This window comes from Streptomyces pyxinicus, from assembly GCF_024753135.1.
Lineage (GTDB): Bacteria > Actinomycetota > Actinomycetes > Streptomycetales > Streptomycetaceae > Streptomyces > Streptomyces pyxinicus.
This window is the reverse complement of sequence record NZ_JANUGP010000033.1, coordinates 1-13,756: the sequence shown is the minus strand read 5'-3', so window position 1 is coordinate 13,756 and position 13,756 is coordinate 1. Positions and strand designations below refer to the sequence as shown.

The 13,756-nt window shown below is 74.2% G+C and carries 12 protein-coding genes; 7 read left to right on the top strand and 5 right to left on the bottom strand.

Annotated features, from left to right (window positions below; all coding sequences use genetic code 11):
* Nucleotides 1-56 precede the first annotated feature (56 nt).
* Nucleotides 57-785 (top strand): TetR/AcrR family transcriptional regulator, encoded by a 729-nt coding sequence (locus NX794_RS30580; protein WP_258782704.1) that lies wholly within the window; start codon nt 57-59, stop codon nt 783-785.
* Nucleotides 786-861: 76 nt separating this feature from the next.
* Nucleotides 862-2,055: a spore photoproduct lyase family protein gene (locus NX794_RS30575; protein WP_258782702.1), complete on the top strand. Its 1,194-nt coding sequence runs from the start codon at nt 862-864 to the stop codon at nt 2,053-2,055.
* A 12-nt stretch (nt 2,056-2,067) separates the two neighbouring features.
* Here NX794_RS30575 and NX794_RS30570 read toward each other — a convergent pair whose 3' ends face one another.
* The 3 genes from NX794_RS30570 to NX794_RS30560 form a co-directional block, all read right to left on the bottom strand.
* Nucleotides 2,068-2,703, bottom strand: a complete 636-nt coding sequence (locus NX794_RS30570) for a hypothetical protein (protein WP_258782701.1) — start codon at nt 2,701-2,703, stop codon at nt 2,068-2,070.
* A gap of 96 nt (nt 2,704-2,799) precedes the next feature.
* The gene (locus tag NX794_RS30565; RefSeq protein ID WP_258782700.1) at nt 2,800-4,494 is read right to left on the bottom strand and encodes a serine/threonine-protein kinase; all 1,695 of its coding nucleotides are present in this window, start codon (nt 4,492-4,494) and stop codon (nt 2,800-2,802) included.
* Between the two features lie 10 nt (nt 4,495-4,504).
* Entirely contained in the window at nt 4,505-6,127 is a 1,623-nt protein-coding gene (locus tag NX794_RS30560) for an FAD-binding oxidoreductase (protein WP_258782699.1), read from the bottom strand.
* 72 nt (nt 6,128-6,199) lie between these two features.
* Between NX794_RS30560 and NX794_RS30555 the strand changes: the two genes are divergently transcribed.
* A complete protein-coding gene (locus NX794_RS30555; RefSeq protein ID WP_258782697.1) occupies nt 6,200-6,796 on the top strand; it encodes a TetR/AcrR family transcriptional regulator in 597 nt (198 codons plus the stop codon).
* Between the two features lie 43 nt (nt 6,797-6,839).
* Here the strand turns inward: NX794_RS30555 and NX794_RS30550 are convergent, their stop codons facing one another.
* A complete protein-coding gene (locus NX794_RS30550) occupies nt 6,840-7,628 on the bottom strand; it encodes an SAM-dependent methyltransferase (RefSeq protein ID WP_258782696.1) in 789 nt (262 codons plus the stop codon).
* 145 nt (nt 7,629-7,773) lie between these two features.
* Here NX794_RS30550 and NX794_RS30545 point away from each other — a divergent pair, with 145 nt between their 5' ends.
* From NX794_RS30545 to NX794_RS30535, 3 genes are read left to right on the top strand one after another with little or no spacing between them, the layout of a single operon-like run.
* On the top strand, nt 7,774-8,481 hold the full coding sequence (locus NX794_RS30545) for a response regulator transcription factor (protein ID WP_258782695.1): 708 nt from the start codon (nt 7,774-7,776) through the stop codon (nt 8,479-8,481).
* The gene (locus NX794_RS30540; protein WP_258782693.1) at nt 8,478-9,866 is read left to right on the top strand and encodes a HAMP domain-containing sensor histidine kinase; all 1,389 of its coding nucleotides are present in this window, start codon (nt 8,478-8,480) and stop codon (nt 9,864-9,866) included. Before NX794_RS30545 ends, NX794_RS30540 begins: the two co-directional genes overlap by 4 nt.
* Before the next feature lie 58 nt (nt 9,867-9,924).
* Nucleotides 9,925-11,913 carry a glycoside hydrolase gene (locus NX794_RS30535; protein ID WP_258782692.1) on the top strand — a complete coding sequence of 663 codons (1,989 nt, stop codon included), beginning with the start codon at nt 9,925-9,927 and terminating at the stop codon, nt 11,911-11,913.
* A gap of 7 nt (nt 11,914-11,920) precedes the next feature.
* Here NX794_RS30535 and NX794_RS30530 read toward each other — a convergent pair whose 3' ends face one another.
* Nucleotides 11,921-12,859, bottom strand: coding sequence for a LysR family transcriptional regulator (locus NX794_RS30530; RefSeq protein WP_258782691.1), 939 nt, complete (start codon nt 12,857-12,859; stop codon nt 11,921-11,923).
* A 185-nt stretch (nt 12,860-13,044) separates the two neighbouring features.
* Between NX794_RS30530 and snpA the strand changes: the two genes are divergently transcribed.
* Nucleotides 13,045-13,722: a snapalysin gene (gene snpA / locus NX794_RS30525; RefSeq protein ID WP_258782689.1), complete on the top strand. Its 678-nt coding sequence runs from the start codon at nt 13,045-13,047 to the stop codon at nt 13,720-13,722.
* Nucleotides 13,723-13,756 lie beyond the last annotated feature (34 nt).

Below are 13,756 nucleotides of genomic sequence, written 5' to 3'. Positions count from 1 at the left end.
GTCAACCGCGTTGGCATAAGGGTGGCCCGGGTGGACCCGGGTGGAGGAGTACGGTCATGGCGAAGCAGGTGGTGCCCGAGACGGCCCGGCGCAGGCGCCGGCCGACCCGGCAGGGCACGGTGCTGTCCGAGCGGCTCATCGTGGAGACCGCGCTGCGGGTGCTGCGCGAGCACGGCAGCGGCGGGCTGACCGCGCGCCGGCTGGGCACCGCCCTGGGCGCCGACCCGAGCACGCTGTACCGCTACTTCGGCGGGATGGACGAGCTGACCCGGGCCATCGGCGAGGAGCTGCTGGGGCGGGCGCTGGACAGCTGGTCGGCGAGTGGCGAGTGGCGGGCGGACCTGCGCGCGCTGGGCCTCGCCGTCCACTCCTCCTATCTGGCCCACCCGCAGGCGGCGGCCCTGACCGCGAGCCGGGTCACCGGACGGCCCCGGGAGATCGCGCTGGACGAGACGATCCTCGGCATCCTGCGTTCCGCCGGCTTCCCGGACCCCGCCGCGGTCCGTCTCTACCACGCCTTCATCGACCTGAGCCTGGCCTTCGCCGCGCTGGACGCCGGCGCGCTGGCGCTGACGGAGGAGGCGCGCGCGGCGGACGAGGACCTGTGGTCGTCCACGTACGCCCGGCTGCCCGCCGAGTCCTTTCCGCACATCGCCGCCACGGCCGCCCTGCTGGCCGCGCGGATGCCGCACAGCGCCTATCCGGTGGTCCTGGACACCCTGCTCGCGGGCGCCGCCGCCGAGCTGTCCGCCAGGCGCCGCACGGGCCTTGACCGCGAGGACTGAGCGGCTGTCCGATCGGTTCCCGATGTGCCCCTACAGTGGATATCTGTCCTTTATAACTCTTTGTGAGCGGAGCACCATGTGCCCTTCCTCCGCCGGACCCGGCGACGGCGCCGACGCGCTGTTCGGCCTGGACGCGCTGGACGCCGCTCCGTCCACCGGAGGGGACGCGGCCGGGGCGGGGGGCCGGCCGGCGTTCCGGGACTCCCCCGCCGCCCGGCGGCTGCTGCCCGTCCGGCACATCTACGCCGAACCGGCCGCCGCGGCCTCCCCGCGCGGCCGGCAGATCCTCGCCCGCTACCCGGACGCGGCCGTGACCGAGGTCCACTCGCACTGGCGCATCCCCGAGCTGCACGGCAACGAGGGCAACGTCGAGCGCTGGGTGCGGGTCAAGGGCGAGACACTGATCCTGGGCGAGAAGAAGACCCTCGCCACCCGGCCCAACGGCCGCTCGGCCGACTGGATCGCCCCGGGTCCGTCCAACGGGTGCGCGATGGCCTGCGCCTACTGCTACGTGCCCCGACGCAAGGGGTACGCCAATCCCGTCACCGTCTTCACCAACATCGAGGCGATCATCGCCCAGCTGCGCCGGCACGTCCTGCGCCAGGGTGCCAAGCGCGAGCCGAACCAGTGCGACGACTCCGCCTGGGTGTACGACATCGGCGAGAACGGCGACTGCTCGGTGGACGCGCTGATCTGCGACAACACCGCCGACCTGGTGCGGTCATTCCGCCAGTGGCCGACGGCGAAGGCCTCCTTCGCCACCAAGTTCGTCAACCCCGATCTGCTGGACCTGGACCCGCGCGGCCGTACGCGGGTCCGGTTCTCGCTGATGCCGGAGGCGGACTCCCGGCTGCTGGACCTGCGCACCTCGGCGGTCGAGGAGCGGATCGCCGCCGCCGCGGACTTCCTGGACGCGGGCTACGAGGTGCACTTCAACCTCTCGCCCGTCGTCCTGCGCCCCGGCTGGAAGGAGGCCTGGGGCGAACTGCTGCGGCACCTGGACGACGTGCTGCCGGAGCGGGTCAGGCGGCAGGCCGCCGCCGAGGTCATCATGCTCACGCACAACCAGGCGCTGCACGAGGTGAACCTCGGCTGGCATCCCCGCGCCGAGGACGTCCTGTGGCAGCCCGGCCTCCAGGAGGAGAAGCGCTCGCAGAACGGCGCCGTGAACGTCCGCTACGGCCTCGGCGTCAAGAGCGCGGCCGTGGGGTCGCTACGGTCGCTGGTCGCCGAGCACGCCCCCTGGCTCCGGGTCCGTTACGCCTTCTGAGGGGTTCGCGCGTCAGTAGCGCTGGGCCTTGGCCAGCCGTGGGGTGAGCCTCGGCTCGGACGGCTTGTGGCTGAACACGACCGGCTGCTCCTTCTTGCCCGGTGCGAGGTTCTCGGCGCCGGTGTACCGGGTCTCGACGACGTGGTGGTCCTTGTCCTCGAAGTCGACCCGCACGGCGTAGGACGCTTTCTTGTCCGTGCGGTTGGTGATGGTGAGCAGGACCGCCAGCACGCCGCCGGTCTGGGACATGGGAATGCCGCTCATGGCGACGTCGGAGCGGGCGTTCCCGCCGCCCTTGACGTCCCCCAGCGCCTTCCGGGCCGCCGCGGTCCGGCGTTCGCCCTCGGCCGACACCGAGGCCTCGAACTCGGAGGCGCGGGCCGCGGCCGAGGAGGCCGCCGCCGAGGCCGACGCGCGGGCGGAGGCGACGGCCGAGGACGCGGAGGAGGCCAGGGCGGAGGGCAGGGTCCCGGAGAAGGAGGCGGTGTCCGGGGCGGTGGGCGTCGCGCTGGCGGCGGAGCCGCCGCCGTTCCCGCCGCCGCATCCGGTGAGCGTGCCCGTGGCCGCGAGGCAGCAGCAGGCCAGGGCGACGGCGGTCAGGGGACGGCGGCGAGCGCCGCGCGGGCTGATCCGGCGAAGGGCAGACATGCGGTCTTCCTTGCGTGGGGGAGATCGTGAGGCCATCGTCGGTGCTGTGCGGCCGGCGCGCGACTCGGCCGCGGGTAGGTGCCGCCGCCGTATCCGTCAGCCGTCGTACGGCATCACCTTCAGCACCTTGCCCTTGGGGTCGGCCTGGAGGTAGCCGCTCTGGTGGTAGGCGTTGCTGAGGTACACGGACATGCCGGCGGGCGTGCCGAAGGCCGTGCTCGGGGCGTCGAGCGCCAGGTAGCGGGTGTCGGCGTCGTCGACGTTCAGTTTCCGGCGGGCCTCGCGCAGCAGGGCCGGCACCGCGTCCCAGTCGAACCCGTCCAGGGAGACGGGCTTGTCGGAACTGGGCAGGCTGTTGCTGATGATGCCCTTCTGCACGCCCTGTCCGGGGCGGTAGGTGTAGGTGTCGTACTTGCTGTCACTGCCGTCGACCATCATCGAGGCGGAGACGTACTCCGGGTACACCGTGAGGTCGCCGTAGCGATCGCGGCCGGTGGCCTTCTTGAGGGCGGCGAGCGCGGTGCGGATGCCGTCCGGGGTCAGCAGATCCGTCGTGCCGGTCCGCTCCTGGCCGGCCGGCGAGGCGGTGGACTTCGGGCTGTCGCTGTGCGGCTGGGCCGTGTCCTGGGTGGTTCCGGCGCTGACTTCGGTGTTCCCGTCCGGCAGCAGGGTCCAGACGAGGGCGCCGGCCAGCGCGACCCCGGCGACGGGCAGCGCGATCAGCGTCCCTCGTGTGCGACGGCCGGGGCGCACGGGCCGGGTGGGGGCTCCCGGGCGGGCGTCCGCGGGTCCCGGGGGCACGGTGGGTGCCGGGCGGGCGTCGTGGGGGCCCGACGGCATGGTGGGCGCGGGGCCGAAGCCGGGTGCCGTCGTCGCCGGGTACGGGTGCGGGTGCGGTCCGGCGGGCGGGGGCTGGAGGTGGTACGACGTGGCGGGCTCGGCGCTGCGGGCGGCGGCGTCGAGCATGCGGTCCAGCTCGGCGGCGCCGGGCCGGGCCTCCGGGTCGCGCACCAGGACGCGGGAGAGCGCGTGTCCGAGCGCGCCGGCCCGGACCGGTGGCGGGATGTCCTCGCTGAGGACGGCGGCGAGCGTCGCCAGGGTCGTGCCCCGGCGCAGTGGGTGGTGGCCCTCGACGGCGGTGTAGAGCATCATGCCCAGCGACCACAGGTCCGAGGCGGGGCCGCCGTCCTGGCCCGAGACGCGTTCCGGGGCCATGTAGTCGGGTGTGCCGATGACCGAGCCGGTGGCGGTGAGGGCGGTCGCCTCGCGGATGGCGGCGATGCCGAAGTCGGTGAGGACCGGGCGGCCGTCGGGCCGCAGCAGGACGTTGGCCGGTTTCACGTCCCGGTGCTGGATGCCGGCCGCGTGCGCCGCGCGCAGCGCCGCCAGCACCTCGCGGCCGAGCAGCGCCGCCTCGGCGGGGGCCATGGGGCCCTGGGCGAGGCGGTCGGCGAGGGAGCCGCCGGTGACCAGTTCCATGACGATCCAGGGGTAGGTCCCCGGGCCGCCGTCCACGATGTGATGGATCGTCACCACATTGGGGTGGTCGACCCGGGCCAGGGCGCGGGCCTCCCGCAGGACCCGCTCGCGCAGCATCCGGGCGGCCTCCGGGTCGTACTCGGCGAGGTCCGGGTCGGGGGGCCGTACCTCCTTGACGGCCACGCTCCGGTGCAGGGCCAGGTCCCGGGCCTGCCAGACCATGCCCATGCCGCCAGCGCCGAGCCGTCGTTCCAGCTCGAACCGCCCGTCGACCACCCGTCTGCCGCTGGTGTCGCTGCCCGCTTCGCTCATGCGCGGGAGCTTAGTTGGCGCCACCGACAGCTCCCGCACGGGCCCGCCCCGGCGCCGGCAGCAGCACCCCGGGGTTGAGGATGCCGGCCGGGTCCAGGGCGGCCTTGGCGGCGGTGAGGGCGGCGGCGAAGGGGCCGGGCCGCTGGCGGTCGTACCAGGGGCGGTGGTCGCGGCCGACCGCGTGGTGGTGGGTGATGGTGCCGCCGTGCGTCGCGATCGCCTCGGACACGGCGGCCTTGATGTGGTCCCACTGGGCGACGGTGGAGCCCCAGCGGCCGGGCGCGTAGACGCCGAAGTAGGGGGCGGGCCCGTCCGGGTAGACGTGGGTGAGGCGGCAGGTGACCACGCCGGTCCCGGTGACCTCGCGCAGGGCGTCCCGCGCCGCTTCCGTGACCGCCCGGTGCAGTGCCTCGAACCGGTCCCAGGTGCAGGCCGTCTCGAAGGTCTCGGCGATCACCGCGTGCCGGGCCAGGGCGTCGCGCTGGTAGGGCATCCGCAGGAAGGACGAGCGCCAGGCGTCGGCGGCGGGGTCGCGCTCCGGGGTCGTGCGGGACTTCGGGGCCGAGGGTGTGCCGCCGTGGTCGCGGCACAGCTCCACGGCCCGGTCCAGGTGGGCCCGGACGGGGTGGTCGGCGGACTCGAAGGCGAGGACGAGTACGCCGCCGCCGGTGCTCACGCCCGCGTTGAGCAGCGCCTCGGCCGCGTCGAGGAGACGGCAGTTGGCGGGGTTCAGGCCGCTCTGCGCGACGGCGCGGGTGGCGGTGACGGCCGCGTCGAAGTCCTCGAACCGCACGGACGCCCCGGCCCGCCGGCGGGGCCGCTCGCGCAGTCGCAGCCATGCCTCGGTGATGATGCCGAGGGTGCCCTCGCTGCCCAGGAACAGCCGGTCGGGTGAGGGTCCGGCGCCGGAGCCGGGCAGCCGCCGGGAGGCGCTGACGCCGCTCGGTGTGACCACCCGCATCGACTCGACCAGGTCGTCGATGTGGGTGTAGAGCGTCGCGTAGTGGCCGCCGGCCCGGGTGGCGAGCCAGCCGCCCAAGGAGGAGAACTCGTAGGACTGCGGGAAGTGGCGCAGCGTCAGCCCTTCGGGACGCAGCTGTTCTTCGAGCCGGGGGCCGAGCACCCCGGCCTGGACGCGGGCGGCCCGGCTGGTCCGGTCGGTCTCCAGCACCCGGTCCATGCGGCCCAGGTCCAGGGTGACGACGGCGGGGTGGTCGTCGGCGCACCGGGGTTCCACCCCGCCGACCACCGAAGTGCCGCCGCCGTACGGGATCACGGCGATGTTCTCGCGGGTGCACCAGTCGAGGAGGTCGGTCACCTCTCGCTCGTCGCGGGGGCGGGCGACGAGGTCCGGCACATGGCGCAGGTCCCCGTGGAGGTTGCGCACCACGTCCCGGTACGCCTTGCCGTGCGCGTGGGCGGCCCGGTCCCCGGGGTCGTCGGAGCACAGCGCGGCCAGTGCGGCGGGCGGGGCGGTCCGGGGCCGGGGCAGGGCGAGGGAGGCGATGTCGGGCGGCCGGTGGTCGACCAGCTCACCGGACGTCAACGCCCTTACTCGGTCCAGCAGTTCGCGGAGTTCGGCGCCCGTGACGGCGTCCTCGTCGTTTCCCCAGCCCCACCACGACCGCCCCATGACCGTACGCTCCCCCGAATTGACTGATGGGTAAATTACCTGCCGGTCACATGGTGGGCTAGAGTGTGCCGCATGGGCAAGGCCGGAACCAAGGGAGTCTCCCGGGCCGACCGGGAGCGGCAGATCGTGGACGTGGCCGTCGAGGAGTTCGGGCGGCACGGGTACGCGGGTGTCTCCGTGACCGCCGTCGCGCGGCGCGCGGGCATCTCGAAGCCGCTGGTCTACAGCTACTTCGACGCGAAGGACGGGCTCTATCTGGCCTGCGTCCAGCGGGTCGGCGCCCTGCTGGTGGACGCGGTGGCGGGGGCCCGGGCCCGCAGCGGTTCGACCGGGCACGCGCTGGACACCCTGTCCGCGCTGTTCACGGCGGTCGAACAGTGCCCGTACGCCTGGTCCGTGCTCTACGACCCGGCGCCGCCCTGGGCGGGCGCCGCCGGGGAGGCGGTCCGGCAGTACCGCGAGCGGCTGGCGGAGATGGGGGCGGCGGGGGCCGCGCGGCTCCTCGACCGGGCCGGGCACGCGGATCCGCTCGACCACCAACTCCTGAACGAGATCTGGCAGTACACGGTGACCGCCGTCATGCGCTGGTGGGCGGAGCACCCGGAGCAGAGCGCGGCGGCGATGGCGGAGCGCTGCGCGCGGCTGCTCACCGCGCTCGGCGGCGGCTGACCGCCTCCGGCGCCCCCGGGAGTCTCGGGGGCACCGGGGGCGGTCAGGGGATGCGGGCGACGGCCGTGTAGATGCCGCTGCCCTCGGGCTCGGGCGCGGGGCCGTCCTTGAACCACTCCGGCGCGGTCACCAGGCCCGGCTCGACCAGCTCCAGGCCCTCGAAGAAGCTCAGGACACCGGCGCGGGTGCGGAAGCCGAGCCGGATGCCGCCCTTGGCGTATTCGGCGGTGACCTGCTCGGCGAGGTCCGGGAAGATGTCGGACGCGGCGTGCGACAGCACCAGATAGCTGCCGGAGGGCAGGCCGGCCAGCAGGTCCCGGACCAGCCCGTGCGGGTTCTGGTCGTCGGCGATGAAGTGCATCAGCGCGATCAGGGACAGCGCGATGGGCCGTTCGAAGTCGAGGATCTCCCGCGCGTGCCGGATGATCTCGGCCGGGTCGCGGACGTCGGCCTCCACATAGTCCGTGACGCCCTCGGGGCGGCCCACGAGCAGGGCCTCCGCGTGCCGCAGCACGATCGGGTCGTTGTCGGTGTAGACGACCCGGGCCGTCGGCACGACGCGCTGGACGATCTGGTGCAGGTTGGGCTCGGTGGGGATGCCCGTGCCGATGTCCAGGAACTGGTCGACGCCCTGCCCGGCGAGCCAGGCGACCGCGCGGTTCATGAAGGCGCGGTTCTGCCGGGCGGCGTCGCGGGCCTCGGGGGGCAGCCGCTCTCCCACCGCCTCGTCCACCGGGTAGTTGTCCTTGCCGCCCAGCAGCCAGTCGTACACGCGCGCCGGGTGGGCGGTGCTCGTGTCGATCTGCCGGGGAGCGGGTGTGCCAGGCGTCATGGCGGACTCCGTCGCGCGTCGTTGACCTGTGGTGGTGACGATGATCGAGTGTGACACACGGTTCTCCGTGCCCGGCAAGGGTGTTGGCGCACGGGACGGTCTTCGGTGCGCGGTCCGCGGGACGGTCTTTGGCAGGCTGTCCCGTATGAACAGTGCTGGTGAGCGGAGCGGGCCGCCGAGGATCCTGGTGGTCGACGACGAACCCGAGGTGCGGGACGCGGTGGCGGACGGCCTCGCGGTGGAGGGGTACGAGGTGCGCGGCGCCGAGGACGGGCTCGGTGCGCTGGCCGCCGTCGCCGCCTGGGAGCCCGACGCGCTGGTGCTGGACGTGATGCTGCCGGGTCTGGACGGCTTGGCGGTGTGCCGGCGGCTGCGGGACCTGGGCGACCGGACGCCGGTGCTGGTGCTGACCGCCCTGGGCTCGGTGCGCGAGCGGGTGGACGGCCTCGACGCGGGCGCCGACGACTACCTGGTCAAGCCCTTCGCCCTGGACGAGCTGGTGGCGCGGGTGCGGGCCCTGCTGCGCCGGGCCGCGCCCGAGGCGGCCGATCGGGCGGAGCTGTCCTTCGCCGACCTCGTGGTCGACCCGGTCACCCGCGGCGGGCGGCGCGGCTCGCGTGCCGTGGAGTTCAGCCGTACCGAGTTCGCCCTGCTGGAGCTGTTGCTCCGGCATCCCGGCCAGGCGCTGCCGAGGTCGGTGATCCTGGAGCGGGTGTGGGGCTGCGACTTCGGCCCGGAGTCCAACTCCCTCGCGGTGTACGTCGGTTATCTGCGGCGCAAGCTGGAGGCCGGGGGCGAGCCACGGCTGGTGCACACCGTGCACGGCGTCGGCTACCGGCTGGACCTGCCGTGACGCGCCGGTCCCCGGCCGGTGCCCGGTGGCCCCGGCACCGGCTGCGCACCCGGCTGACCCTCGCCGCCTCCGCCGCCGTGGCCGTCGTCGTGCTCGGCGTGTGCGGCGCCGCGTTCCTCGTCATCCGGCACCAGTTGCTGCACCAGCTGGACCTGCACCTGACCCAGTCCGCGCGCCTGGCCGCCCAGCAGTACCGGCACGAACCCCCCGGCGTCGTCCAGGGCGAGTGCCGCTACCTCGCCGCCCCGGCCTGCACCCAGCTCGTGCCCGCCCGCCCCGGCGACGACCCGGCCACCCCCTATCTCCTGCCCGTCACCGCCGCCACCCGCCAGGTCGCGGCCGGCGCGCGCGGCCCGTACCTCAGCGAGATCCGGCTCGCCGGGCACCGCGCCCGGATGCTCACCACCTCCCTGGGCGGCGGCCGGGCCGTCCAGGTCGCCGTGCGGGCCGACACCGTCGACCAGGGCGTACGGCGGGCCGCCGGGCTGCTCGCCGCCGTGGGCGCGGGCGGGGTGGCGCTGGCCGGGCTGCTCGGCTTCTGGGTCTCCCGGACCGGTCTGGCACCGGTCGCCCGGCTCACCGCGACCGCCGAGCGCATCGCGGCCACCCGGGACGCCCGGCACCGGATCGAGCTGCCGGCCGGGCGGCCGCGCCGCGAGGACGAGATCACCCGGCTCGCCGGGTCCTTCAACACCATGCTGGCGGAGCTGGAGAAGTCCGTGACCGCCCAGCGCCGGCTGGTCGCGGACGCCTCCCACGAGCTGCGCACCCCGCTGACCGCGCTGCGTACCAACGCCGAACTGCTCGCCCGCGCGGACCGGTTGACCGAGGCGCAGCGGGACCGGGCGGCCGGCGCGCTGGGCCGCCAACTGCGCGAGGTGACCGTGCTGGTCAACGACCTGATCGAGCTGGCGCGCGAGGAGGAGCCGGATCCCCTCGTGGAGGACGTCGAGCTGGCGGCGGTGGTCACGCACGCCGTGGACGCGGCCCGCGACCACTGGCCGCATGTGCCCTTCACCCTGGACATCGCCCCCGACGCCCGTACCGCGACGGTCGCCGGGGTGCCGGCCCGGCTCTCCCGGCTGCTGTCCTGCCTGCTCGACAACGCGGCCAAGTTCAGCCCGGCCGGACGCCCCGTCCAGGTCACGCTCACCGGCGCGGCGGGGCGGCTGACGGCCGAGGTCCGCGACCACGGTCCGGGCATCGCCGAGGAGGACCTGCCGCACGTCTTCGACCGGTTCTACCGCGCCCGTGCGGCACGCGCCCTGCCGGGCTCGGGGCTGGGGCTGGCCATGGCCCGCCAGATCGCCCGCGCGCACCGGGCCGAGCTGACTGCCGGGCACGCGCCGGGCGGCGGGGCCGTCTTCCGGCTCCGGTTCTCCTGACTCTCTCGTCCCGCGTTTCTCATATCTCTCTTATCCCACGTCACGACAGTGACCGACCATGAAGTCGAGGAAGATCAGGAAGACCAGGAAGAAGGCGCTCGCCCTGGGCGGCGCGCTCGCGGTGCTCGGCGTGGTCGGCACGGCCACCGCGTTCGGCACGGGCCCCGGGCCTCGTACGGGCGTCGAGGCGGGTGGCGGCACGGTGACCGTGCTCGTGACCGGAGGCCGCGCCGTCGTGGACACCGCGTCACTGGCCGTGCGCGCCCGGGCCGACGACGGCCGGGGCTGGCAGCTGTCCGGGCCCGCGGCCGGCCGGCTCGGCCCCGCCGGCCGGGTGTCGGTGTCCGGCGGCGCGGCCACCTGGCGGTACCCGCAGCGGGGCCTGACCGTCACCGCGGCGGCCCGGGACGGACGGCTGGCGGTGTCCGTGCGCTCCGACCGCACGGACACCCTCGCCTGGCCCGTCACCGCCACCGACCCGGCCACGAGGGAACTCCAGGTGCCGCGCGGCGAAGGGCTCGCGGTGCCGGTCGCCGACCGGTGGTGGAACTCGGCGCGGGCCGGGCTCGCGGGCTCCGAGGCGGGCCTGGTCGACGGTCTCACCATGCCGTTCTGGGGCACCAGCCAGTCCGGGCGGCACGGCGCGAGCTACATCGCCGAGTCCGACATCGGCACCACCCTGAAGTTCGTCTCCACCAAGGGCCGGCTGCACACCGAGACCGCGCACGCGTTCTCGCCTCACGAGGACACCTCCGACTACCGGGTGACGTTCGCGCTCACCGACGGCTCCCCGGTGGCCGCGGCCCGGGACTACCGCGCCTGGCTCCAGGACCACGGCGGCATCACCACCCTGCGCACGAAGATCGCCCGCAACCCCGAGGCGGGCAAGCTGATCGGCGCCTTCCACGCCTACACCTGGGGCCAGGCCCGCACCGCCGAGGGCGTACGACGGCTGCGGCAGCTCGGCATCGACCGCATGTGGCTCGGTTACGACGCCGACGGCTCCCCCATGAGCGCCGAGGCCATACGCGCCGCGGAGCGGTCCGGCTATCTCGTCGGTCCTTACGACTCCTGGGCCAACGCGCAGGACCCCGAGACGGCCGACACCTCCGTGTCGAAGTGGCCGGCCCCGGTGTGGCAGGACGCGTGTGTGCACGACGCCGACGGCAAGCCGGTCACCGGCTTCGGCGGGCGCGGCTGCTACGTCAGCTCGCAGGCGCTGCGGCGCGCGGAGCCCACCCGGCACCTGCTCGCCGACCGGACGGACGAGATGACCGCGAACGGCGCCGACAGCTACTTCCTGGACGTCGACGCGGCGGGCGAGCTGTTCACCGACCACAGCCCCGCGCACCCGATGACCCGGGCACAGGACCGCGAGAACCGGCTGAAGCGCATGGCGTGGCTGTCCGGGAAGCGGAAGCTGGTGCTCGGCTCGGAGAGCGCGGGCTCGTGGGCGAACGGAGTCCTGTCCTTCAGCCACGGCTCCGGCACCCCGGCCGACGACCGCCTGTGGACGCTGGAGCGGGACCGCGCGAACTGGGGCGGCTACGCGCCCGCCGGCGCGCCGGGCGTCTTCTTCAAGCCGGCCCGGCTCCCCGCCGACGTCGCCAAGGCGATGTACGACCCCCGGTACCGGGTGCCGCTCTACCAGACGGTGCTGCACGACTCGGTGATCAGCACCGAGCGCTGGGAGCTGTCGTGGTCGAAGCTCCCGGAGCAGAGCCGGACCCGCGCGCTGCTGGCGATGCTCTACAACGTGCCGCTGAACCTCGTGCTGGACCAGGACGAACTCGACCGGCACGGCACGGCGATCGCCGCCTTGCAGCAGTACTTCGAGCCCCTGCACAAGGCCGCGGCGACCGAGCCGATGACGGACTTCCGCCGGCTCACCGCGGACGGCCTGGTGCAGCGCACGACGTTCGGGGACGGGAAGCTCACCGTGACCGCCAACTTCTCCGCCACGGCACGCAAGGGGCTGCCCGGCGGCTGCGTCGACGCGGTGGTCCAGGGCGGTCACGCCAAGCGGCTCTGCCCCACCGGACTGTGACGGCGCGTCAGGCAGAGGGAGCCGCGCGACCCAGCCACTCCAGGTAGGCCGGGGCCTCGCGGGCCACCGCCCAGTAGGACTCCTCCAGTTCCGGGTACACCTCGTCCAACTCGGTTTCCGTGCGGGCCGCCAGCAGGAGCCGTACCCCTATCGGGTCGCCCTCCAGGGGGCGGATCGCGAGGTCGGGGCGGGGGTGGGCGGTGGGCTGGCTGACGGTGACCACCTCGCCGGTGGCGGCCAGCGAGTACGCGGTGAGGTAGTCGCCGTGCAGCATCTGCGCCTCCAGGCCCGCCGCGCGCAGCACCCGGCACAGGGCGTCCCACTCGCCGTCGACGGTGGAGTCGACCATCCAGCGTTCGCCGGCCAGGTCGGCCAGCCGCACCTGGCGCCGGGAGGCCGCCGGATGGTCGGCGGCGAGCGTGACGAACTGGGGTTCCCGCTCGACGAGCACCCGGGCGCGCAGCCCGGGCGGGACGCGCAGCGGGGTGCCCTCGACCTCGTGCACGAAGGCCATGTCGAGGCGGCCCTCGGCGACCATCGCCAGCAGGGAGTTGGCGGACACGCTCATCTGGAGGGACGGCTCGACGGGGGGCACCCGCCCGCGCAGCCGGCCGAGCCAGCCGGGGATGGCACGGCTGGCGGTGGCGCCCAGGCGGAGCTGGAAACCGCCGGCGGCGCGGGCCGCCGCCGCCCGGGTCTCGGTGACGAGCGCGGCGAACTCCGCGACCAGCGGCCTGGCCCGGCTCAGCACCGCGAGGCCCAGCGGGGTGGGGCGGCACCCGGTCCGGGCGCGCAGGAAGAGCGGGGCACCGAGGGTGTTCTCGATGCGCCGCAGCTGGGTGCTCAACGAGGGCTGGGCCATGCCCAGTTCACGGGCCGCCCTGTGCAGGCTGCCGGTGTCCGCGATGGCGCACAGGACGCGCAGGTGTCTCACCTCCAACTCCATGGAGGGGAGCGTAGGGCGGCCCGCCGCACGGCACCAGATGTTCAAGGGGCAAGGAAATCGGGCGAGTCGGGCCCCGATAGCCCGGAGCTATCCCCGGTTGCCATCATCCCCAGGCCCGTTGGTCTGCCCGAGACTCACTGGCAACCGATCGTTCCACCCCCACTGGACGAGTAGGAGCCCCCCACATGTCATCGTGTCGTCTGAGCACCAGGACGAAGAACTCCAGGAGACTGGTGGCCCTCGCGCTCGGTCTCGGTCTGGCCTCCGCCGCGCTCGGCACCGCGGGCCCGGCGAGCGCGCAGGACACCGCGAAGTCTCCGGCCGCCGGCTACGTCGGCAAGGCCGACGGCGCCGGCAGCAAGGCGTTCTTCGACGCGGTGCTGGCCAAGGTCGCCGAGCGGCAGGCCGAGCACCCGTCGCTGAAGGTGGTGACCGTCTACTACAACGTCGGGCAGGCCCCGAGCTTCCGCTCCCAGATATCGAGCGCCGCGTCCATCTGGAACAGCTCGGTGTCCAACGTCAAGCTCGCGGCGACGTCGGGCGGCGCCGACTTCTCGTACTACGAGGGCAACGACTCGCGTGGTTCGTACGCCTCCACCGATGGCCACGGCAGCGGCTACATCTTCCTGGACTACGCGCAGAACCGGCAGTACGACTCGATCCGGGTGACCGCCCACGAGACCGGCCATGTGCTGGGGCTGCCGGACCACTACAGCGGTCCGTGCAGCGAGCTGATGTCGGGTGGCGGCCCGGGCACGTCCTGCACCAACCGGTACCCGAACGCCGCCGAGCGCTCCCGCGTCAACCAGCTGTGGGCCAACGGCCTCGCCAAGGCGCTGGCCAAGGTGAACGCGGCCCGCTGAGTACGGGTGTGACATCGGCGGGTCGGACCGGGGC